General features: G+C 44.0%; 21 protein-coding genes and 1 pseudogene. 6 read left to right on the top strand and 16 right to left on the bottom strand.

Translation table 11 applies throughout. The features are described 5' to 3' along the window. Positions 1–37 precede the first annotated feature (37 nt). Entirely contained in the window at positions 38–451 is a 414-nt protein-coding gene (gene arfB / locus C1S74_RS23850) for an alternative ribosome rescue aminoacyl-tRNA hydrolase ArfB (RefSeq protein ID WP_045398360.1), read from the bottom strand. Between the two features lie 76 nt (positions 452–527). On the opposite strand from arfB, the gene C1S74_RS23845 reads away from it, so the two are divergent. Continuing rightward, positions 528–1,130: a beta-phosphoglucomutase family hydrolase gene (locus tag C1S74_RS23845; protein WP_045398358.1), complete on the top strand. Its 603-nt coding sequence runs from the start codon at positions 528–530 to the stop codon at positions 1,128–1,130. Between the two features lie 67 nt (positions 1,131–1,197). Here C1S74_RS23845 and bamJ read toward each other — a convergent pair whose 3' ends face one another. Further along, positions 1,198–1,671 carry a BamJ family beta-barrel-assembly machinery protein gene (gene bamJ, locus C1S74_RS23840; RefSeq protein WP_045398355.1) on the bottom strand — a complete coding sequence of 158 codons (474 nt, stop codon included), beginning with the start codon at positions 1,669–1,671 and terminating at the stop codon, positions 1,198–1,200. A 14-nt stretch (positions 1,672–1,685) separates the two neighbouring features. Further along, entirely contained in the window at positions 1,686–2,318 is a 633-nt protein-coding gene (locus C1S74_RS23835) for a thiol:disulfide interchange protein DsbA/DsbL (protein WP_045398353.1), read from the bottom strand. A 370-nt stretch (positions 2,319–2,688) separates the two neighbouring features. On the opposite strand from C1S74_RS23835, the gene C1S74_RS23830 reads away from it, so the two are divergent. Next, positions 2,689–3,315, top strand: coding sequence for an OmpA family protein (locus C1S74_RS23830; RefSeq protein ID WP_045398351.1), 627 nt, complete (start codon positions 2,689–2,691; stop codon positions 3,313–3,315). An 82-nt stretch (positions 3,316–3,397) separates the two neighbouring features. Here the strand turns inward: C1S74_RS23830 and C1S74_RS23825 are convergent, their stop codons facing one another. Beyond that, a complete protein-coding gene (locus C1S74_RS23825; RefSeq protein ID WP_045398349.1) occupies positions 3,398–3,757 on the bottom strand; it encodes a glutaredoxin family protein in 360 nt (119 codons plus the stop codon). A 215-nt stretch (positions 3,758–3,972) separates the two neighbouring features. Here C1S74_RS23825 and C1S74_RS23820 point away from each other — a divergent pair. Next, positions 3,973–4,894: pseudogene (locus C1S74_RS23820) on the top strand (IS5 family transposase). Between the two features lie 39 nt (positions 4,895–4,933). On the opposite strand, the gene C1S74_RS23815 reads toward C1S74_RS23820, so the two are convergent. The 6 genes from C1S74_RS23815 to C1S74_RS23795 form a co-directional block, all read right to left on the bottom strand. Beyond that, positions 4,934–5,125: a TraY domain-containing protein gene (locus C1S74_RS23815; RefSeq protein WP_231578777.1), complete on the bottom strand. Its 192-nt coding sequence runs from the start codon at positions 5,123–5,125 to the stop codon at positions 4,934–4,936. A 48-nt stretch (positions 5,126–5,173) separates the two neighbouring features. Further along, positions 5,174–5,356 (bottom strand): TraY domain-containing protein, encoded by a 183-nt coding sequence (locus tag C1S74_RS23810; protein WP_038869329.1) that lies wholly within the window; start codon positions 5,354–5,356, stop codon positions 5,174–5,176. Between the two features lie 5 nt (positions 5,357–5,361). Then, positions 5,362–5,523, bottom strand: coding sequence for a hypothetical protein (locus tag C1S74_RS26570; RefSeq protein WP_167391156.1), 162 nt, complete (start codon positions 5,521–5,523; stop codon positions 5,362–5,364). Between the two features lie 789 nt (positions 5,524–6,312). Continuing rightward, positions 6,313–6,855, bottom strand: coding sequence for a hypothetical protein (locus C1S74_RS23805; RefSeq protein ID WP_045398347.1), 543 nt, complete (start codon positions 6,853–6,855; stop codon positions 6,313–6,315). Next, entirely contained in the window at positions 6,842–7,387 is a 546-nt protein-coding gene (locus tag C1S74_RS23800) for a YaeQ family protein (protein ID WP_045398342.1), read from the bottom strand. The genes C1S74_RS23805 and C1S74_RS23800 overlap by 14 nt, the downstream gene beginning before the upstream one ends. A 73-nt stretch (positions 7,388–7,460) precedes the next feature. Continuing rightward, on the bottom strand, positions 7,461–7,670 hold the full coding sequence (locus C1S74_RS23795) for a cold-shock protein (RefSeq protein WP_005433440.1): 210 nt from the start codon (positions 7,668–7,670) through the stop codon (positions 7,461–7,463). A 368-nt stretch (positions 7,671–8,038) separates the two neighbouring features. On the opposite strand from C1S74_RS23795, the gene C1S74_RS23790 reads away from it, so the two are divergent. Further along, a complete protein-coding gene (locus C1S74_RS23790; protein ID WP_082039025.1) occupies positions 8,039–8,335 on the top strand; it encodes an alternative ribosome-rescue factor A in 297 nt (98 codons plus the stop codon). On the opposite strand, the gene C1S74_RS23785 is transcribed toward C1S74_RS23790, so the two are convergent. Beyond that, the gene (locus C1S74_RS23785) at positions 8,295–9,458 is read right to left on the bottom strand and encodes a threonine/serine exporter family protein (RefSeq protein ID WP_045398339.1); all 1,164 of its coding nucleotides are present in this window, start codon (positions 9,456–9,458) and stop codon (positions 8,295–8,297) included. The two genes, C1S74_RS23790 and C1S74_RS23785, sit on opposite strands and share 41 nt — an antisense overlap. A gap of 361 nt (positions 9,459–9,819) precedes the next feature. Between C1S74_RS23785 and C1S74_RS23780 the strand changes: the two genes are divergently transcribed. Together C1S74_RS23780 and C1S74_RS23775 are read left to right on the top strand one after the other, a co-directional pair. Further along, positions 9,820–11,262: a transporter substrate-binding domain-containing diguanylate cyclase gene (locus tag C1S74_RS23780; protein WP_045398336.1), complete on the top strand. Its 1,443-nt coding sequence runs from the start codon at positions 9,820–9,822 to the stop codon at positions 11,260–11,262. 632 nt (positions 11,263–11,894) lie between these two features. Next, complete coding sequence (locus C1S74_RS23775) at positions 11,895–12,785, top strand: sigma-70 family RNA polymerase sigma factor (protein WP_045398334.1); 891 nt, start codon at positions 11,895–11,897, stop codon at positions 12,783–12,785. A gap of 35 nt (positions 12,786–12,820) precedes the next feature. Here the strand turns inward: C1S74_RS23775 and C1S74_RS23770 are convergent, their stop codons facing one another. The 5 genes from C1S74_RS23770 to C1S74_RS23750 form a co-directional block, all read right to left on the bottom strand. Beyond that, positions 12,821–13,198 (bottom strand): hypothetical protein, encoded by a 378-nt coding sequence (locus tag C1S74_RS23770; protein WP_045398912.1) that lies wholly within the window; start codon positions 13,196–13,198, stop codon positions 12,821–12,823. 107 nt (positions 13,199–13,305) lie between these two features. Further along, a complete protein-coding gene (locus C1S74_RS23765) occupies positions 13,306–15,444 on the bottom strand; it encodes an ATP-binding cassette domain-containing protein (protein ID WP_045398329.1) in 2,139 nt (712 codons plus the stop codon). Further along, complete coding sequence (locus C1S74_RS23760) at positions 15,441–17,027, bottom strand: ABC transporter transmembrane domain-containing protein (RefSeq protein WP_045398326.1); 1,587 nt, start codon at positions 17,025–17,027, stop codon at positions 15,441–15,443. The genes C1S74_RS23765 and C1S74_RS23760 overlap by 4 nt, the downstream gene beginning before the upstream one ends. Beyond that, positions 17,017–18,441: a TolC family protein gene (locus C1S74_RS23755; protein WP_045398323.1), complete on the bottom strand. Its 1,425-nt coding sequence runs from the start codon at positions 18,439–18,441 to the stop codon at positions 17,017–17,019. Before C1S74_RS23755 ends, C1S74_RS23760 begins: the two co-directional genes overlap by 11 nt. Next, positions 18,416–20,647 (bottom strand): ATP-binding response regulator, encoded by a 2,232-nt coding sequence (locus C1S74_RS23750; protein ID WP_045398320.1) that lies wholly within the window; start codon positions 20,645–20,647, stop codon positions 18,416–18,418. Before C1S74_RS23750 ends, C1S74_RS23755 begins: the two co-directional genes overlap by 26 nt.

Raw genomic sequence — 20,647 nt, 5'->3', positions numbered from 1 at the left:
AGCCCAAAAAGGTTCCCAATGGCTAGCTCTGACGTTTTTAGTACAGCACTCTTTGGCGTTGCTGTTTTTTTGTCGCTTGCTTGTTTTTGCTATCAAGTCTGCGACGTTGTGAAGCGCGAGTTGGTTTGGTTTTAATACGCTTCTTTTCCGTCCGGCTAGCAGATTGGATTAACGCTTGTAATCGGTTTAATGCGTCTTCTTTGTTCTGCTCTTGCGTCCGAAATTGTTGTGCTTTGATGATGATCACGCCTTCTTTGGTGATCCGGCTATCTGAAAGCGCAAGTAACCGCTCTTTATAGAAATCCGGTAATGTAGAATGACGTACATCAAAGCGCAAATGTATCGCGGACGATACCTTATTAACGTTTTGCCCACCATTTCCTTGAGCGCGGATGGGGGATAATTGGATTTCCCAGTCTTGAATTGTGACGGAGTTCGAAATTTTGAGCATGTTTACTAAATGCCAATATGGTTTGTTGCAATGGCTGATAAATTACCACTAGAGATGTACAAATAGAAGAATTGACATGAACACGATAGATTTAAGCCCCTACAAAGGTCTGATTTTCGATATGGATGGCACATTGATTGATACCATGCCAGCGCACTTAGCCGCATGGCAAGCAACAGCCGATCGATTTAACTTCCCGTTCCATCAAGACTGGTTACACAGCTTAGGCGGTATGCCAAGCTTCAAAATTGTAGGCGAAGTGAACCGTGAACATGGTTTGTCTCTCGATCCTAAAACCGTCTCTCGTTTCAAAATGGAAACCTTTGCAGAGATGGAACAGCATGGCGAAATCATTTCATGCACTAATACTGTTCTTGACCAACACCTTGGTGAAAAGAAGATCGCTGTTGGGACTGGCAGTCAACGTGATAGCGCACTGCGCTTATTGGCGAAAGCGGGCATATTGAAGAAGCTAAACGCAGTCGTGACGGCAACAGATGTAGAAAACCACAAACCGTTCCCAGACACCTTCCTGATGGCTGCAGAACAACTCGGCCTCAACGCAAAAGATTGTGTGGTGTTTGAAGATACCGAGCTTGGCAAAAAAGCCGCTCATGCTGCGGACATGGATTGTGTAATGGTGGAAGGGGACAAGTTGGTGTTTTATCCGAAAGCTTAATAACTTTACCTAATAGAAATAAAAACGCCGCAATCAATGCGGCGTTTTTGTTTCATCTTGTTTTAGATTATTGGATGTCCAATAGTTCCACATCGAAGATCAATACACTTGCTGGTGGGATTGGGCCAGAACCACTTTTGCCATAGCCAAGAGTGCTTGGTACGAATAGGCGGACCTTTTCGCCAACAACCATGTACTGTAAGCCTTCTTGCCAACCTTTGATCACTTGGTTAAGACCAAATGAGATCGGCTCTCCACGATTTACTGAGCTATCGAACACAGTACCGTCGATAAGTGTACCGTGGTAGTGGACTTTCACTTTGCTGTTTGCCGTTGGGTGAATATCACCAGTGCCTTTTTCTAGTACTAGGTACTGTAGGCCGCTTTCTGTTGTAATGACGTTTTCTTCTTTGCTGTTTTCTAGCAAGAACGCTTGGCCTTTGGCAAAGTTTTCATCTGCGACTTTATGGTTCGTCCAAGTGCGGTAGATAAAAAATCCCGCTAGGATGAAAATGATAAGAGGAAACAGAAATTTAGACACAATTGCTCCTTGTCTTATTTTGGTTGTTTTAGCAGATAGTTGATGGTGTCAGCCATCGCTTCAACGGTTTCATGACCACCAGTGATCACTTGGTATTTGCCGTTTACGATAAAGGCAGGAACTGAGTTGATTTGACCACGAGTGGTGATTTCTTCTGCCTTTGTGATGTATTTGAACAGTTCAGCTTGTTGCGCTTCATCTAATTGATATGGGCTAATTAGGTTACGAGATTCAAATGCTTTCTCTACTGCTGCTTGACGCTCGTCAGCCGTTGCTTCTGAACCCATTTGAACGGCAGCGAACAGCTCTTCCATGAATGCTTTGTCTGGTGTGCCATCTAATTGTATGACCGCTGTGTAGAAGATGATGGCACTGATTTGCGCGCTTTCATTGAACGTCACATGCATTTTTTGCACTTTCTGCTCAGTGAGTGATTCGATTTGAGGAACAAAGGTCTCCATCGTACGGCAGTGGCCACAGTTAAGAGAGAAGACTTCCGTTAGAGGCGCTAGATCGTATTCCGTCAATGATGTCGGCAATACTTCGTATTGTTTGCCTTGTTGTGGCTGAGAATTGCCGTTATCGCAAGCAGCAAGTGCCGCTACTGCGGCAAAAAGGACAACGCCTTTAGAAATGGTTTTAAACATGGGTGACGCTCTAGATTGTAAAGTTATCGATAGTTTATCGGTTAACGTTATCAACGAAAACCATTAAAACGGCTTGTTACACTAAAGTGAGACAATCGAAGAAAGTTTAGTCAAAACATGGGTATGGCGTGTAGTTTGTTGCTTTAAATCGTGTTAGCGAATGTTAGCTCATAAAATTTGGTCGCTATTTACTGATGTGCATATGATGGGGTAGGCGGTTGAGTCTTTGGGAACACCGATAAATTGTCGGATAAAAGAGAACATTGGCACGATAGGTGCTTGGAAATTAGATTAGAAAAACGAAAGCACTAAAGTTTGGACATTTTGAGCCGACACAGTGAACAAGAATTCATTCTACGTTGGTAACAGTATGAAGCATTGGTTTTTAGTGGCATGCGGTATGTTGGCCGGATGCACTAGCATGGATCCTAACATGGTCCCTGGGGGGAACATTCTTGATACCGCCCCTCGAACAAATTCAGAGCTAAGACATCCAGAGTGGGGCTATGCACCTACTTCTTATGTTGCTGCGCCGAGACAGGCTGCACAAGCGCCGAGATCGATGGGAAAAAAGTCACAGGGCGTGATGTCACTGGAGATGTTTTTAAATAGGCATCAAATCGCCCACGAAACCATCAGTGGTGAGCATCTTATGGTGCGATTGAAAGAGCAGGTTCATTTTCAAACGGGGTCGGCAAGGCTGTCATCACAATCTCAAGATTGGATTCGTAGTCTAGGTCATTATTTGTCAGGCAGAACGGATATTGACGTTGTGATCGATGGTCATGCGGACAGTACTGGCGCGGCAAGCTTTAATGACTCGTTATCTGAGAAACGGGCGCGCGAGGTGGAAAAGCAATTGCTAGCTACAAGCTTACCGCGTCAGCGAGTGTTTTCCCGTGGTTTTGGGGAATACGTCCCACAATGCAGCAACGCGACGTCAAGTGGCAAAGCTTGTAACCGTCGAGTGGAACTAATGCTGATTGTTGATCAGTAATACACTTTGCAGATAATGCCAGATAAAGAAAAGAGGCACCGATTGGTGCCTCTTTTACATCCGCCAATGTTCTTAGGGGGAACTAGGCAAATTCTTTTTCAATGTAAGCGACAATGTCTGATGACTCGTAAAGCCACTGTGTTTCGCCGCCTTTCTCAATTCGTAGGCACGGTACTTTCACACGGCCACCGCCTTGTTCAAGTGCTTCACGGTGTGTTGGGTCATTTTTCGCATCACGCAATTCAATGTTTACAGATTGACGCTTCATAGCGCGACGAACTTTTACGCAGAAAGGACAAGCTTCAAATTGGTACAGTGCGTAGTTCTTGGCTTTGTCATCAACGCTTTTCTGTGCCTCTTCAGAGCGTTTTACGCCACGAGGTGAGAATACTGCGTTGAGAAGTAGAATGATTTTTCCCAAAATCCAACGGATAAACTTCATAATGATCCCTTGATGTTCAGTGGATGAGTGTCCTTGAATGTCATGCTACGCACTTACGTAACGAAATCGTTGCATGATAGGGGGTAGTGTATCAGGTGTTATGTTTGGACAAAACCATGTTTTTACTGAGGAAAAGGGCTTTGTTGCTTAAATCGATGGAACTAAATCAAGAAGCTACGATCTGATCGGCTACATCCATTAATCGTCGTAGCCTCATGCCTAAACCTCGTTACAAAACAACTAACTGGAAACAGTACAACAAAGCCTTAATAGACCGTGGTTCTCTGACCTTTTGGGTTGATGAGGAAGCGATAGCCGAGTGGAAGCAAAACAAACAAGGCAAGCGTGGTAGACCTCGCCGATTTAGCGACTTAGCCATTACTACCGCACTGATGGTGAAACGAATATTTTCAATGCCGTTGAGAGGTCTGCAAGGTTTTCTAGACTCAGTATTTAAGCTGGCTAACATCCCGCTTGTTTGCCCGCACTACACCTGTATAAGCCGCCGAGCTAAGGAAGTTGAGGTTTCATTTAAACCCAAAACCAGAGGAGCAATACAACATCTGGCCATTGATGCCACTGGTCTCAAAGTTTATGGCGAAGGTGAATGGAAGGTCAAGAAACATGGCACTGATGGGAAGCGCAGAGTCTGGCGTAAGCTGCATATCGCAGTAGATACAAGCACCCACGAAATAGTCGCAGCAGAGCTGAGTTTATCTAACGTAACCGATGCCGAAGTGCTCCCCAGCTTACTTAAGCAGACACGTCGTAAAATCATCGAGATATCAGGTGATGGAGCTTATGACACAAGGAATTGTCATGATGCTATACGAATCAAGCGAGCGGTTCCGCTCATCCCGCCACGAGAAGGGGCAGCCTTCTGGGAGCAAGGACACCCTCGCAATTTAGCAGTAGGTTGTCAGAAGCTCCACGGCTCCAACAAGAAGTGGAAAAAAGCGGTATGGCTATCATAAGCGCTCACTATCAGAGACAGCAATGTATCGGGTGAAACAGTTGTTAGGTGGGAAATTAAGCCTAAGAAATTACAATGCTCAGGTTGGCGAGACTTACGCTATGATCAAAGCGCTGAACAAGCTTACAGGGCTTGGTATGCCTGAAACTCAGTATGTTGTTTAAGAACTGATCAATATGGGGCTGCCATGTCTTCTCACCGAATTAAGCAACAAAGCCAACTATCTCATCAAGCTTGCTTTGTGGACTGTGATGAAATCGTTGTACGTGGTCAATCAAGCGAAGGGAAGCTTCCTTTTTTAAGGAGCGAAAAGAACGCTTAGATGCTTGGTTGATAAGGTCATATGCTTGTTGGTCGAGGGTAAGTTTGCCCTCTATGAGCTCTTTATTATCCATGTGAGACTCCTTTCGTCCCAAGATTGGATGTTTTGGGTTAAAAAAACGCTAAGGTTTAGCGCGAGGGGTCATGTGTCGGTCGAACTTAGTCAGATGGTCACTTAAACGAAAGCTTGCTTCTTGCCGTTTTGTTCGTTTGTTGAACTCGGCAGATTCTTCTAGCTTTCGGTTGGTTTCAGAGTCCATCTTGAACCAAATTCCAGTTGTATCTTTTTCTGCGTTTTGTGGCATTTCATTTACCTCAGTGCTAAGAACTCACGAGCATGAAACCGTCTGAAGTGATTACGTGTTCGCTCTAGTTCAATGTCATGTGGCGTTCGTTCTTTTGTTGCTTTATCGACCTTTGATTGAGTTCTTAGGTAGCGATAAGAACGAAACTGTATAAGTTTCTCGGTCATAACTTTTTCTCCTTACGAGAATGCTCTTTCACTTTCATCGGCTCAGAGCAAAACCGAACCCAGCCCGTTTGCGAAACGTCGGGTGTGTTTGGGGAATATTTCTTTCCACTAAGTTTTTAGTGGGGCTTCCCCGTCGATAAAACTGATGCAGTGGAGCACGTTTCCAACGTTCTGTTGCGGCGTTTTATCTGCCTAGGCACAAATTAACAAAGAGCGATATTTATATGTATATTTATACATATGTTTTTTGAGTTGGTGTCAAAGTTAAGGACACCAATTTTGTGTACCGTAGTTCACAGTTTTTATATTCTATTTGAATGGTGGATTTTTGTGTAAGTGATTGAATTTTATAGGTAAAAGTTTGGGTTGTGTCGAGGTCGGCTTTTGTCGGTCACTGTCGGTTGTAGAAGAAACCAAGGGAAGGAGGCGTTGAAGTAATTGTTAGATGTTTTATCACTTCGATATCTAATGCGCAGAACCTTCTAAACTCTAAAGCATCAGATTTAGTGGCGGCACTCGTCATTTTAGGCCAGTTTTTATCGGTTATTTTGGTGTTTAATTACTGTGATTATAAACAGTTAAATTTAGATGATGTATTGATTTAAAAAGGTTTTATTGGTTTTTTATGAAGTCCAACGGATAAACTTCATAATGATCCCTTGATGTTCAGTGGATGAGTGTCCTGAGTTTCATGCAACGCACTTAAGTAACGAAATCGTTTAGCGAAGAAGGCCGTTGCATGAGAGGGCATACTCTATCAGGTGTTTGGTTTTGACAAAACCATGTATTTTATGAGGAAAAAAGACGTTTTACCCAGCCCAATAGTCCGTTTGATTTTGCTGGATTCGCTTCTTTCCCTAAGTAGAAACTCTGCATTAAATCTGTTCGGAAAGCGTCGAGATCCATACGTTTAATCACGAGTTCGTGCTGAAGGCTTTCTTGAGTCTGTTCTGCATGGTCATGAGCAAGACTAAAATCCATGTTCAGGTAGCCTTGCGTATATAGCCAAAGGTGAGTGATAAGCACCAAATCTTCTGCGGACTGATTGGTAAACTTGTCCGCATGTTCGTCACCTAAGGTATCACTCAGAACTTTCTGCATGTGCTGAGAAGACGTCGAGTGCTGCTCGTACAGTGCGCTGGCTTCAATATGAGACTTGGTCAAAAGTCCGAGTAAATGCAGGGCAGGTGCCGTTTCAGGTTTGTTTTCACATACTCTAATGAACAATGGGGCTTGTTCTTTGGTCCAACGTCGTCTTGCGGCTTTATGCTCGTTAACGAAAGGGATGTTTTTGAACCCCATTTCTTGGATCAGTTCATTAAGAGGCGTCATTACTTTGTAATTCCTTCACTGTCACTTCGACGTGTTGTTCGTTAATATCAACGAAAATTGAGGTGCCGGTAATCATAACAGAAAGGCTAGTGCCACGGTCAAGGTGTTGTGAAATCAAGTCGATAGCGTCGTAATCCAAACTTGCCACATCAACAGGAAGCATGCCAAATTTGCCTGCCAATTTGTCCCACCAAACCGATGCTTTTGTGTTGTAGGTATACACTTTCACACGTTTTGCTAGGCGAGTTGCTTTCTTGATGCGATCCGGTTCTGGCTCACCAATTTCAATCCAGTGAGTGATACTTTGATCGTCTTCCACACGCCACAAATCTGGTTCTTCGGTTGTTGAAAGACCTTTTGTGAACTCTAAATCATCTTGTGCATTAAGACAGAAAGCCAAAATACGCGCTAGCATGCGTTGTGGTTTCTCTGAGGGATGAAGGGCGATGGTCAGGTTCTTAGAATCGTAGTAGTCGTTGTTCATATCGGAGATCGCGATACGAAACTTGTAAATTGTCGGTTTCAAAGCCATAAGAGGTATCAATAAATTAAGGGCAAAAAAATAGCCAGCTTAGAGCTGGCTACCATATCAAAATCTTAAAGGATTAAACTAGAGTGATTTTCTCAGCTTGTGGACCTTTTTGACCTTGAGTGATTTCGAATTCTACTTTCTGGCCTTCAACAAGAGTACGGAAGCCGTCACCTTGGATTGCAGAGAAGTGAGCGAAAACGTCAGGACCGTTTTCTTGTTGGATGAAGCCGAAGCCTTTAGTTTCGTTGAACCACTTAACTGTACCAGTAGCTTTGTTAGACATGTCTATTTCCTAAATATCTAATTTATGTAAATCTTCGCCTAATACGGCGCTTATAGCGTGGAAAAATAAATTGCTATTGCGTACCACAGGACGGGGGAATTACGAGTAATCCAACGAAATGTGAAAACAAAGAACTTTCTTTCTAGCCGTGAGAGAGTCTAGGTTAAATACAGGCAGAGTCAACATATATTGGTGCTTATAGGGCAAATATTTGTATTTAGTCACTTTTTAACCACTGTGTTTTTGATGAAATTTCAAATAAATGACGTTGTTGTGAAGTTTTTGACGAATAAAATGAATTTAATTCTACAAATTTGACTATTTTCGAAAATTATTGTCCAATCTGGTTCGACCATTGCGGAGGACTTATGGCAAAGAAAAAAACGAATCCTCAGCTGAATGAATGTCATCAAGATACCGAATTCGGCCGAGGCGAAATCAAAGATAACGCACTAAAAGCAGTAGTAACCAGTCAACTATTCAGAACACGAGTAGTAAAAGCGAAGAAAGGGAAAGGCAGTTTTAACAGAAAAGCGAAGCATAGAGGCAAAGAGCCCTATTCAAAGTTCTCACTACAGTGGATTTTGAATAGGGCTTTTTTCATGTCTGAAGCATCGACGTTGGTTAGCGTTCGATTTTTGGCGAGTAGATGGAGTACGCGGTGATTTGTCCGGCAACGATGGCCGAGAACATAAACAGGGCAGAAAGGCCAATGCTTGGTATTGGCAGAATCGATTGCTCAAACACAGATTGGCTCGCGCTAACCAGCACGCGACTGCCCGGAACCAAAATGATGATGCCTTGGACAATATAAATGGACCCAGTTAGGTCCATCTTTTTCGCTATCCAAGTGCCATATAACGTGATCAACACCGTTGTTACCCAAGTGCCTACCACCCAACCACTTTCGAATCCAAGGTAAAAAGGACCCCACATCCCAAGCATAGCGACGGGCAAGCCCAGCAAAATGTCGATCATACGGGCATTAAAAATCACACCTAAGCAAGCAGAGATTAAAAACAAGCCGCTGATGTGCATCCAAATGGGGATCTCGTTGGTATACGCGATGGATTGCGCTTGTCCCCAAATCGCCTCGCCAATATTGAGACCCATAGTGATTCCGACAAACAGTTTGATTAATGTGAGCGCACATTGTCCGAGCAAACTTGTTCCGGAAACCAAATCATTAAACGCTAAACACTCAAGTGAGTTGGCGATCGATAATCCGGGCACGAATAAGACAATGGTAGCGATACACAATGCCCAGACCGGAATAGGTAAACCTGTGCTGGAAAGATAGGCGACGATGATGCCAGTAAATAGGGCGGCAATGAATTCTACGGCTATTGCGCGTCGAGCACGACAGACCTGCTGGCAGCCCCACACCATAAAACCGAGTATAAATGCGAAACCAACGGCTTCTAATGTACTGCCTACTAGCATTAAATACGCTGGTGGTATGCCCATGTTCGCAAGCGCAATGACCCAAGGCGGGTAGCCCGCAGGTTCAGGGACGGGATCGCTGCTCGGTTGATTGATCCGAATAATGGTGTTCGCCAACAAGCTTAGATTAATTGACGCAGGTTTTAGGCGTTTTAGGACTACGGCATTGTTGTCATCGGGAAACTGGTAGTTGATCGCAGTAGGCGTCGCTTGGATCATCACATCGACACCGTGCTTTTTTGCGTAGTGTTGAGTGTACTTCTCTACTTTGTATGGTGCGCAACCACTACGGTGCAATGTATCGCCAATTTCGACGATTTTGTTAATTCTATATTGAGAAGGCATAGCGAAAGCGAAAAATTCGGGTCACAAAAAATTGCGCGTAAGTTAACAAAACCGTTGTTATCGAGCGAATAATCATTACATTTTTTATGTGTTTTTGTGGGCTGCGTCAGGTGTTTACAATGTGGAATGGTATTCTGCATAACCATTACGGTTGCGGCCCACTTTCATTCATATAGATCTCATAACAATTTGCTATTGATTAATAAAATAATATCGCAAAAAAGTACCATTTTTCAGGATAAAGGCATTAATTTAGATTCATATCAATAAGCACTTCTTTCCAACTAAAAACTGTCTGCTATACCTTAAGTTCTATGCAAGTAGTAGAACTTATTTCTGAAAAGGTTGATGAGAAGTCGGTATGTCCCCCAGACGTTATAGTACTAATGGTCGAAAAAGCACGGTATTAACTATGTTATGGCTGCTCATAATTGTGTTATACAGCGATGTGTCTGTAAGCCATGAAGTCAAGCGGGAAACGCTTATCGTCACTAATTCTAAAGCATGGAAGCCATTTTCTTACTTAACACCAGATGGTGAGCCTCAAGGCATCTTAATTGATTTTTGGCGAGAATTTGCAACTCGTAACGATCTAGATGTTCAATTTCTTTTGCTTGACTGGGATGAATCACTACAAGCGGTAAAGGAGGGAAGCGCAGACATTCACGCCGGGCTAATTTATTCCCGAGAAAGAGACAAATATCTAGATTTTGGCTCAGTGATTATGCCAATTGAAACTCAGCTTTACGTCAATCAAGACGTACTCGGTGTCGATGTGCATGCCGTATTGGAGAGGGGAGAAGGCATGGATGTCGGTGTTGTAAAAGGAGGGTATGAAGAGTTCTTCATCCGGAAAAGGTACCCCAACGCGATCATTGAGCTCTACCCGAATAATGATGCAATGTTACGGGCTGTTGTAGAGAGAAAGATATTTTTGTTTGTCGCAGACATGCAAGTAGCGAATTTTTATATGGCGACATCGCCAGATACAATTACCTTCGTTCCAGCATTACACCTTTACAGCAAGGATTTGAGAATTGCCGCTAGTGAGAACAGCACCATGCCAATCAAAGATATCTCCCGGGCTTTTGATACGGTGCTAGAAACAGACCGAGACCGAATTCTAAGTCGTTGGATTCATGTTAGGACTGTTTACCCAACTTATCTTGTCCCTGTCGCGATCTTTGCATTAGTTGTTGCTGCGATGTTCCATATCTTTTCATTAAAGAGAACTGTCGAGCTACGAACCCGGCAGTTGACTCTCGCCAACCAACAATTATTCGAGCTGACCCTGACCGACCCTTTAACAAAGCTCAATAACCGCCGCCATTTAATTGAGCGGCTTTCTACCTTGAGTGGCATTCGTAGCAACCTTACTGTGATGGTGTTTGATATCGATGACTTTAAGTCAATTAACGATCAATTTGGTCACTTAGTTGGGGATAGAGCGATTGTTGCTGTCGCCAATACGGCGAAATCTGTTACTGATGAACGAATGACGCTTGCGCGTATTGGCGGGGAAGAATTCGCCTTGGTAACGGCGGCGCTTTCTGCTGAAGAGGCGGAAGTGCTAGCCAGAGAAATTTGTACTCAAATCTATTGCTCCCCCATATGGTTGGATGGAAAAGTCATACAGGTCAGTGTAAGCCTTGGCTGCGCTTTTTATCCCAAGTTTAACGCAGCAATCAACTTACAAGATGCTGACCAACTTATGTATCGTGGCAAAGCAAGCGGTAAGAATCGCGCCGTCTTTCAAATTATAAATAGAAGTAACGTTGAGCCGCTACTTCGTAAAGTTCAATAAATTTTTGAATGAGCTCTCGCTGTGTGTGATGCCACTCTTGCTCTGGCAATTTTAATTTCTTGTTTTTATTGTTATTTTTTTGGCATTCTGACCATTGATACCAAAACGTTGAGCTTTACAAGAAATGCCTACAATACCGGTCTGAGCTTTGACTTAAGCTCACTCAACCTCATGACCTTTTCAACAAGTTACTATGATGACCACTTGTGTTTTTTAGGTTTGACGAGCAGTTATTAACTAGCTGCTGTTCACCGTTATTCAAAGCTTCAATGGTGCAAGTTGTAGCTTATTCGGTGGAGCGCCTGCAACGTCGTTGTTCGTTAATATCTAAATTAACCCATAACATTTTGTTTAACATCGAATTTTTTGATGTTAAACAAAGTGAGATTGCTTTATCAAACCCAATGTTAACTCAATACCGCACGTCACTCCATAAATGACGTGTTGCTCACGCTTTTACTTTCTCGTTACCTATTTGGCATGAGATTACATGCAAAACTTTGGTAAAGCGACAAGCCTTGTCTACACTCAACATAAAATGAATGATATTCGTTTTGTGGCATATTGATGAGCCATGAAAGAAAGTAGTCATAGAACTAAATAAAAAAAGTTGGCTTGATAAGGACGGGGAAATGAACAACGAATGTTATGCTAGGTCCCGAGGTGTCACGGATAAGATGCCAATAAAAGATTCTATTGCTACCGCTAAAGATCCTTACGCGCATTATCTCAAAGATATTGTCGGTATTGACTTGCTTTCACGTGAAGAAGAGCTGCATTACGCCCAACGCAATCGCGCAGGGGATAAAGAAGCACGTGAGGTAATGATTGAATCCAATTTGCGCTTGGTGGTTAAGATTGCGAAAAGCTACTTAAAGCGCACAGGTAACAACTTTACCCTGCTTGACTTGATTGAAGAGGGGAACATTGGTTTGATCAAAGCCATTGATAAGTATGATCCAGAGCCGGGCTTTCGCTTTTCGACTTATGCTGTATGGTGGATTCGCGAAAATATCGAATCGGCATTGATGAATAATGGTCGCACGGTTCGATTACCAGCTCATGTTTGCAAAGAGATAAACAGTCTTGCATCTAAAAAGCACGATGCGAGTAAAAACATGAGTAAAGACATTTCTATCTCAGAGCTTTCAGATTGTTCTGGCGTAAAGGTAGAGCGAGTCGATGAATTGGTCGCTTTGAGTGGCTTTATTGATGTTTCTACCACGGTTGATTTGCAACAAGCCCCGTTTGTTCTTGACCAATGTGAGAGTGAATATACGCCGGACCCTCAACAAGACTGCGAAGACCAGTGCTTTACTCAAGCACTAGAGCATGTGGTCAACACGTTGCCAATCAAGCTTCAACAAGTGTTAATCCATCGCTTTGGCTTGTTTGAACACAGCGTTAAGACACTTTCTGAAGTGGGTGGTTTGCTTAATGTCTCGAATGAACGAGTACGCCAAATGCAGATAGAAGCCGTTGAGCGTATTCAAAAACGTTTGAAATTTGATGGGTGGGTGTAGGGCTGCCAATCCAAAGTGAATTGTCTTGAAGCCAGCTAGATATTAGCTGGCTTTTTCATTTTCTCGACAGACAGCAACACCAATTGCAATTGAGTTTTGGCAGCTTGTTCTCGACTCCATACGCTTAGGACTCTTTTAAGAGCGGCTTGGTAAACTCGACTTTTGAGCAGAAAGGCAAGGGTGGCCGTGTCTGTGCGTAAGACATGACTCTGGGTCTTGATTAATTTCTCTTTGTTGTCGATTTCAATGCGCTGGAGGTTGAAGTCAGGCAAAAAGGCATCTTCATACCAAACGTCTATGATTTCTCGTATCTCGAGCTCTTCCTCAGGGACGTCACAATTCTGAAATTCATGGTTGTCTGGAATCGCTGATAAATAAACGGCATCGAGTTTGTCAGCAACGAATGTGTACATTTCATCCCTTATCATACGCCTTGTCCATGCGAATCATCTCTTTGGTCTATATGTTTGTCAATTGCATTCACTAAGTAATGTTGGATTTGTGAATAAGCGCCACAGTCTTAACTTAAACTGTTTAAGTATTTGTCTGTTAAGCCAAAATACTTCAAATTCCCATCCGGCTCCAACACTAAACTCATATTTGATGTGGCAATTAATCCAGGATCATTAGTGGAGAAAATCACTGTTTTGTTGAGCAGTTTGTCGGTGAACAAACGGTTGAAGTATTGAGCGTTCTCTTGCTCGGCACCGTTAAAGGGTTCGTCAATAATGATCAGCGATTGCTCGCAACTGCCAAGCCCTAATGCAAGGCGAAGCTTCTGTTGAATCCCGTTAGGTAAGTTCTTACATTTATCTACGCTAAGCTGGGTGTTTAGCCCTTCTGGTAGCCATTCATCGAGCTCAAAGAAGCTCACCATTTCTTGCATTTTCTCTGTTGGGATAAGCCCGTTGTGTAGGATGAAGTTGGTTTCCAATGAACCTTCGAAGATATGCAGATTAAATGGAATGTAATTAATGGACGTCCGATAGCGATAACTGTTGAACTGTTTAATGTTGTATCCATCTACGGAAACGGCACCTTGGTAGCGGTCTTCTAGCCCCGCGATGATAGAAATCAGCGTTGTTTTACCGCAACCTGTTGGGCCGCAAATCACCACTTTCGCGCCTGGCGCAATCTTAAAGCCCAGATTGGTTAAGCCTGTGGCCGCGCCTGTATATCTATGGCTCACACCGCTGCCGACAATACTGCCTTGGAAGAGACGGATCGGAGGGCTTTTCTCCAGCGTCAGCTTGTCATCGTTCATCGACATGAGGTTGTTGATTTGTGCGGATGACGCCTTAATCGATTGGAATTTAGAAATGGAATTATAGATGCCCATGATAGGGCCTAATGCTTTCCAGACTAAAATGACCGTTGCCAGCATGGCTCCCGCGTCTGAAGTGCCGTCCATTACCCCAATTACCGCGGTTACGATGCTGGCCGTACCGATGACTTGAATCAAGCTGCCACCTGCGGCTTGAACTTTGCTGTTCGTAACTGCAACGTTTTCCGCATCATTGGTGCTTTGAAGATGAGAAGCACTGAAACGAGATTGAATCACTCGCAGTAGCGGTAAGCCCTGAACGGTTTTAATTCCGCGAAGAATTTCGTTCCATTGATAAGAGACCATGGCATTGGCTCGTGAACTTTTTGACGTGGCTTGCGAATAGATATAACGAGAGTAAACACAGAATACCAACATCAAGACTAAGCCCGCCATCACCACCAACGCCGCAGTACCAGACATGATTGCGATGGCAACGATGAATACGATGACGAAAGGCATATCAAAGTAGCTTAAGGTCGATTCTGCGGTCACTAATCGGCGGAAGGTATCAATGTCTTTTAAACGTGCTAACTGAGAAGAAACACCAGCGGTGGATGTCATGGCATAAGGGAGCCATAACAGCTTAGAGATGACTGCTTGAGAAATATGCACTGCCAAGTCTTTGCCGGAAGTGGCAATAATGTTGACTCGCATCTTCTTAAAAAAGTATTCGGAGAAACCAACAATAATCGCAAACAACGTCAGCCAGTACAGGGTTGCTTGAGAGCTAGACGTTAACGCAAAGTTGTACACGCTCATGATGAAGAAAGGTTGGAGTGCGCCCAGAATACTGATGACAAAACTGAGAATAATCAAGCTTTTGAGTTCATTGTTGTAGCGATAGAACGCGTACTTAATCCAGTTACTGCGGTCTTGTGACTCTGGTGGTGGTTCACGGAATAGGCGGGAGTACTCACTGATGGACACCAATAAACAAGGCTTTTTACACAATGGGTACTCAATCGTGTTGTTGTTGGTGTAATCAAATAGGATCAGTTTGCCATCTCTAGTACCCAAGAAAATCGCAGTAAGGTTTTCGATTTCAATAAAGCATGGGTGAGGGTGACCTTCGATGTGTTCCAATGTTTTTAGTTTGGTTACGTCACATCGGTAACCGAGTCGCTCTATGGTGGCGGTAAAGCTGTCACTGTCCTTTGGTTTTGGAATAAAAGCGTCGCTAAGAATGGAAGGCGTTCCTTCCCATTCGAGAGCGATTAACGTGTAAGCCAGTCCACGAAGCAGAGGGGATTGGTTATAACGTTCATCGTAGCTGCGTGCTTCGAAATCCAGTAAACGTTGAGGAACATTGTTGAAGTCGACCAGTATGCTCATTGGTCACCTCCGGTTAGTTTTACTCGTTTTAGGCGGTGATTGAGCTTGTCCATTTTGTTGCTCACAATGATAAGGGTTTTGTCGTTGGCACGGTAGGCAGTACTGGTGAGCACCAGACGAGCAAAATCATCGTCATAAACACAGTCAATGTCGTCGAAGATCAACACGCGTTTGTTGGCAAGTAGGGCGCGAACCAAGAGTAGGGCATAGCCGACTTGGCGAGAAAATGGATTGCGCATATGACCTTTCAATTCGGTATAGAAACCTGCAGGTAACGCATCGATTTGCGCCTTAATATTCATGGTTTCACATAAAGCAAAGGCCGTGTTGTTTAAGCTTGGGCGAAAACACGTCAGATTGTCGATGATGGTCCCTTCAACAAAGGAGCTGGTTTTATCCACCATCAAAACGCTGTTGCGCCAGACGTTGTAGTTCATCTCATCCAGAGGTGTCTCATTGATTAATATATCCAACTTGTTGTCGGTGTTTTGCCGGGTAATGCAGTTGGCGAGATGGGTTTTTCCTGCACCACTTTTTCCAGTGAGAAGATACGCTTGGCCGCGTTCGAATTCGATCCGTTGCTTTTCTGAATACTTGACCGAAATACGTTCAACTTCTGTTGTTTCATGTTGGTGTTCCACCGACGCTGCTAGTTCCAATAACTCCGCAATGCGCTGAATATGGAGTTTGTTCAATTCCCAACGACTGGCGGTGCGCATCACTTGTTGATAAGGGGCGAAGTAACGGTTCGTCAACATGATGATGGCCGCCATGATGCCTTGACTCGACTGCATATTGATAACCGCGGTAGCGAGTACTACGACCACACACGCAATAGAAAGCTGTTGAATGAGAGATAAAATCAAGCCGAAGTTAGATTCAATTTGCTCGTATTTGATGTTTTCGATTTCACGTTCTTCGACCATTTGGGTCATCAAGCTTTCAACTCGGTACTCCATGTTTCGTGCTTTGATATCCAGTGGACTCGATATGATTTCGATGATTTTCGATGTGGTTAAGCCTTCAATGTCGGACTTGTTTTGTAGGCTATCTATTTTTTGTTTAGACAAGCTTAATGCACATATTGCCAAGATGATGGACGCCAACAGAATGGTCACGCCAGCCCACACGTTGATGAGACCGATGATAAGAATGGTTAAGATACTCACGGCAAGATTTATTAACGCCCGTACTGACTCGCCACCAAAGAAAGATTTTATTTCCGGTATGGTAGAAATTCGTTCCAAGTATTCGCCCGGTTCCAATCGTCGAAATTTAGAAATCTCAGCCAAACAAATCGATTGAAAGACCTTGTTGGTCAGGTTGGTTTCGAATTGCTTCATGATCACCGAGGAGATCTTCTCTTCCTGATTCTTCAAGTGATAATCAAGGAAGATGGTGATCAGGATAATGGCGAATAGCAGGAATAAGGTATCTTTGGCTTGATTGGGTAAGACTCGGTCAAAGATGATCAGAATCGAAAAGGGCAAGACCAAACCAAACAAGGTCGAAATGACCGTGGAAAAGGTGAGGTAAAACTTATCGGCCACATTGATTTTTTGGGAAAAGTGCTCAGTTTGCATTGTGGCCTCCTTTCTTTATCGATGGATTGGAGAGAAGGTGTTTAGGCACCAAGTCTTGATTATTACGCCCGGCAATATCTTCCATAAGCTGCATGATGCTCTCTATTGACTGAATCGACAGGACGCCTTTGATTTGCTCAAGCTTGATGGTTTCGATGATATAGTCATAACGTGCGCTTTCGTAATCACGAAGGGCACTGAACAGTTTGCTTTCTGCTGCGAGTAAATCGGTGATGGTACGAGTACCCAATTGGTAGGCTCGCTGAATGCCCTTATAAGAGGCGTAGTTTGCACGAATGATATTCTCATAGCTGCCAATAGAGCGTGAGAAATCATTGATGTTCAGGACCGATGTATTCACACTATTGCGCGTAGTGAATAAGGAGTCTTGATAGAGAAGTTCGGTACGCTCGATCGCTGTCGAAGACTTTTGGTATCCGTAGTAGTCCGAGCCCCCAGAGAAAATCGGTACGGCTAAGTTCAACCCAACGCTGGTGGAATTACTTTCACCTGTGGCGGTTGGGTCGGTTCGGTCGTAGTTGTTCGCATCATCGTGTCGATAACTGGCTGAAAGTGACACTGTCGGTAAGAAGTTGGAACCGCTTTCTTTTAAGCCTCTGCGGCTGCGTTCGACGGTTTTCTTCGCGACTAATAAATCGTTGTTAAGCTTTAAGGCCTGTTCAAGAATTGCTCTTTGTTCGGATTCGCTGATTTCTGCTAATGGCACGCTTTCATAGATGTCTTGTGAAGGCGTGATTGGGTATTGGATTTGAATTGAAAGCCCATTGAGTATCACTCGGCGATCTTTCTCTAACGTTCTTAATCGGTTTGCTATGCCTTCTTTTTGTGCGATAACTTCGTACAACTCACTGGCTGCGGTATTACCTAATTCCACGTTACGACGCATTTGGCGTTCGCGAGTTTCTGACGATTTTAGCTCCACCAGTGTGGCTTTGATTTGAGCGTTGTTCTTCAAGTATTCGAAGTACTGAGACGCGATGTCTGAAATCGTGCTCTGGATTTTGTTCTCGTGTTTGATCTCTTCGATATTGAAGTCGAGCTTGGCGGTGCCGTATTTGAAGATATCGCCAAGATTGAATACCGATTGCGACAAAGAAACACTGTAGCTGTTTGAGTTGTAACTAGAGCTCGTATCAGGCGTGCCTGTTAGCAAGGTTTCGTTTTCATTCCATGTCGTATCGGCAGCGCCGTTAAGTGAAGGCAGAAACTTAGAGCGACTAATACCGATGTTGTATTCGTTTTCTTCCACGCCTTTATCGCTCGCGCGAAGAGAGAGGTTGTTTTCAAGGCCGAGTTGAACCGCCTCAAGCAAGGTTGTCGCCAGTGCCCAAGGGGATAGGCTTATCACTAGCGTGGCGAGCACGCCGCTAGTTAAGTTTTTGTACCGCCACATATTTGTTGATCACCTTGATGATTTCGTCGTTCTTATAAGGTTTACTGATCACGTAATCCATCCCAGCTTCGATACAAGCTTGGTGTTCATTACTGCTGGTCAATGCGGTTGCACCAATGATGGTGCATGGGTTTTGTCCGCTTTCTTGCTCGAACTGCCTAATGCGTTTGGTGGCTTCAATGCCGCCCATGCCGGGCATAATGCAGTCCATAAAAATGATGTCGGAACGCTGGTTCATGAAATGCTGAACCGCATCGGCACCATCGCCTACGGTTTCGGCTTCGTACTCTTGTTTACTCAGAATACGTTTGAGCAGAATCTGCTGAACTCGATCATCCTCTACGATAAGGAATGAGCTGTTCTCCATCTGTTCTTCAGACGCTTCTGCTTCCATGATGGCAAGCAGGTTAGGGATAAACTCATAAGGAATGGCAGGGGAGTTTATGATCTTGTCGACAAAGGCATGGCTTTCTTGGGCTTGTTGAGTGCTGGTCACAGAGAGTAACAGCTTAGTGTTCGGGTGATTGCGCAGTTGCGATTTCACGGTTTTGCTCAGTGAGGGCAGTTTGTTTGGCTCGAACGTATCGGTCAGCATGATGGCATCGTATTCGCCAAAGGTTTTTGCGGCAGAGAAGAGTTCGTTCGGTGTGCGAATCGGTGTGATCTCCAATCCCAAATTGACCAGCATTTTGTTCATCACATCAATGCGAATCTGAGAGTTGGCACACAGCAATAAACGTTTATTGTCGAAGCGAGTTTTCTCGGTGTGGAAGCTTTTGGCTTTTAAATCGAGCTGAATTTGAAAACGTTCCTGATTGCCCGATTGATACCAATGGCTCTCGTAATAGCCGTAATTTTTCAGTACGCTTTTCGCCAAATCGTCTTTGGTTGCGGTGTGCTGTTTATGGTCGCTCCAGTGCAGGGTATTGAGCTTGGCAAACGGCACATCCAGTGTGGTTAAGAAGTTTAGATTGATGGTCAGGCGGGTGTTTTCAATGTCTGACGCCGCGCCCGATTCAATGGTGACGAACAGTTTCTTATCGGCTTTGAGTTGGATGGCATTCGATAGTTGTAGGAACAATACCCAAAATAGGCTGGTGGATTGGCCTGCCACGCGGTTTGGCAGATTATCTGAGATCAAGCAATCCAGCTCACTTTCGTTACGCTGAACTTTTGCGTTGATGTGCAGCATCAATTCACTCAATACATTGAGCAGTGAAAACTCTTTGGATTTACTTTCCGTGCCTTGAGATATCAGGCGGTTGTAGTTCTCAGCCAGTTCCGAGAGCGTGTTGGCCGCAGAGGTAATGTCTTGCGCCATCAAAACTCCGCTTTCATTGGTTTCTTGCACCAAATATTGCACGCCGCCGTTAATGGTGTTGGTGATCCCGCGAATCTCATAACCGATCAGCGCATACAGCTGTTTGTAAAGATCGTTGTTTCGTTTCTGCTCTTCTAGCTTGGTGAATATTAATTTGAGGTGAGAATAGATCTGGCGTTGTTTCGGATTGATGCTCACTTCATTCAATAACTCTTCGAGTCTTTGCAAATCCAGTTGTTTGAGTTCTTGGTAAAGCACGTCGAATTCTTGGTCAATATCGCGCTCATTGGTGCTTGATTTTTTGAGCTTTAGGATCGCAATCAAATTGGAGAAAACAACGATAGCCACAAGAACCACTACTACCATAAATAACCAGATGAAGAACTCGTTCTTTTCTCGCATCAGATCGCTGGCGTGATTGTTAAACATGGTGCGATAGTTGTCGTCCATTTGTAGGTAATTATTGGTGAGCGATAGATACAACGCCAAAACATCGTCCCGTGTTTTTGAGCTGTCGGAAAAGCGATTAATCGCGAGTTCGAGTTGCGAGTATTCGGTCGCACCCACCAAGCTAAACTCGGTTTTATTCAGCGAAGCGAGAGACTTAAATTGGTCAATTTCGTTCTTTAGAACATCAAAATCTAGCTCCGTCGTACTGCAATAACGTGCACCTAAACAGCGCTGAAGCGTTTGAATATCGAGTTCGATGGTTTGATTCAGTTTCTGAGCTTGAACCAACAAAGGGGCGTTTTGTACTTGCTCAACCGAATCGACTTTTCCCCAAGAAACATACAAATAAAAGGCGAGAGCGGCCAGCACCATGCTAAATGCAATGGCTAGGCGCATAACCGGAACAGAAATATTATAAGAAGGTTTCCCGCTCAT

The sequence above is a fragment of the Vibrio hyugaensis genome (assembly GCF_002906655.1).
Taxonomy (GTDB): Bacteria; Pseudomonadota; Gammaproteobacteria; order Enterobacterales; family Vibrionaceae; genus Vibrio; species Vibrio hyugaensis.
This window is presented reverse-complemented; position numbering and strand designations above follow the sequence as displayed.

Excerpts from the sequence above, each read along its gene's own strand:
- C1S74_RS23785 (WP_045398339.1), bottom strand. The coding sequence starts at position 9,458 with ATGCCTTCTCAATATAGAATTAACAAAATCGTCGAAATTGGCGATACA.
- C1S74_RS23760 (WP_045398326.1), bottom strand. The coding sequence starts at position 17,027 with ATGCAAACTGAGCACTTTTCCCAAAAAATCAATGTGGCCGATAAGTTT.
- C1S74_RS23795 (WP_005433440.1), bottom strand. The coding sequence starts at position 7,670 with ATGTCTAACAAAGCTACTGGTACAGTTAAGTGGTTCAACGAAACTAAA.
- C1S74_RS23770 (WP_045398912.1), bottom strand. The coding sequence starts at position 13,198 with ATGTACACATTCGTTGCTGACAAACTCGATGCCGTTTATTTATCAGCG.
- C1S74_RS23775 (WP_045398334.1), top strand. The coding sequence starts at position 11,895 with ATGAACAACGAATGTTATGCTAGGTCCCGAGGTGTCACGGATAAGATG.
- C1S74_RS23830 (WP_045398351.1), top strand. The coding sequence starts at position 2,689 with ATGAAGCATTGGTTTTTAGTGGCATGCGGTATGTTGGCCGGATGCACT.
- C1S74_RS23755 (WP_045398323.1), bottom strand. The coding sequence starts at position 18,441 with ATGTGGCGGTACAAAAACTTAACTAGCGGCGTGCTCGCCACGCTAGTG.
- C1S74_RS23805 (WP_045398347.1), bottom strand. The coding sequence starts at position 6,855 with ATGACGCCTCTTAATGAACTGATCCAAGAAATGGGGTTCAAAAACATC.
- C1S74_RS26570 (WP_167391156.1), bottom strand. The coding sequence starts at position 5,523 with ATGACCGAGAAACTTATACAGTTTCGTTCTTATCGCTACCTAAGAACT.
- C1S74_RS23845 (WP_045398358.1), top strand. The coding sequence starts at position 528 with ATGAACACGATAGATTTAAGCCCCTACAAAGGTCTGATTTTCGATATG.
- C1S74_RS23800 (WP_045398342.1), bottom strand. The coding sequence starts at position 7,387 with ATGGCTTTGAAACCGACAATTTACAAGTTTCGTATCGCGATCTCCGAT.
- C1S74_RS23815 (WP_231578777.1), bottom strand. The coding sequence starts at position 5,125 with ATGGATAATAAAGAGCTCATAGAGGGCAAACTTACCCTCGACCAACAA.
- C1S74_RS23780 (WP_045398336.1), top strand. The coding sequence starts at position 9,820 with ATGTCCCCCAGACGTTATAGTACTAATGGTCGAAAAAGCACGGTATTA.
- C1S74_RS23765 (WP_045398329.1), bottom strand. The coding sequence starts at position 15,444 with ATGAGCATACTGGTCGACTTCAACAATGTTCCTCAACGTTTACTGGAT.
- C1S74_RS23825 (WP_045398349.1), bottom strand. The coding sequence starts at position 3,757 with ATGAAGTTTATCCGTTGGATTTTGGGAAAAATCATTCTACTTCTCAAC.
- C1S74_RS23790 (WP_082039025.1), top strand. The coding sequence starts at position 8,039 with ATGGCAAAGAAAAAAACGAATCCTCAGCTGAATGAATGTCATCAAGAT.
- arfB (WP_045398360.1), bottom strand. The coding sequence starts at position 451 with ATGCTCAAAATTTCGAACTCCGTCACAATTCAAGACTGGGAAATCCAA.
- C1S74_RS23750 (WP_045398320.1), bottom strand. The coding sequence starts at position 20,647 with ATGAGCGGGAAACCTTCTTATAATATTTCTGTTCCGGTTATGCGCCTA.
- C1S74_RS23810 (WP_038869329.1), bottom strand. The coding sequence starts at position 5,356 with ATGCCACAAAACGCAGAAAAAGATACAACTGGAATTTGGTTCAAGATG.
- C1S74_RS23835 (WP_045398353.1), bottom strand. The coding sequence starts at position 2,318 with ATGTTTAAAACCATTTCTAAAGGCGTTGTCCTTTTTGCCGCAGTAGCG.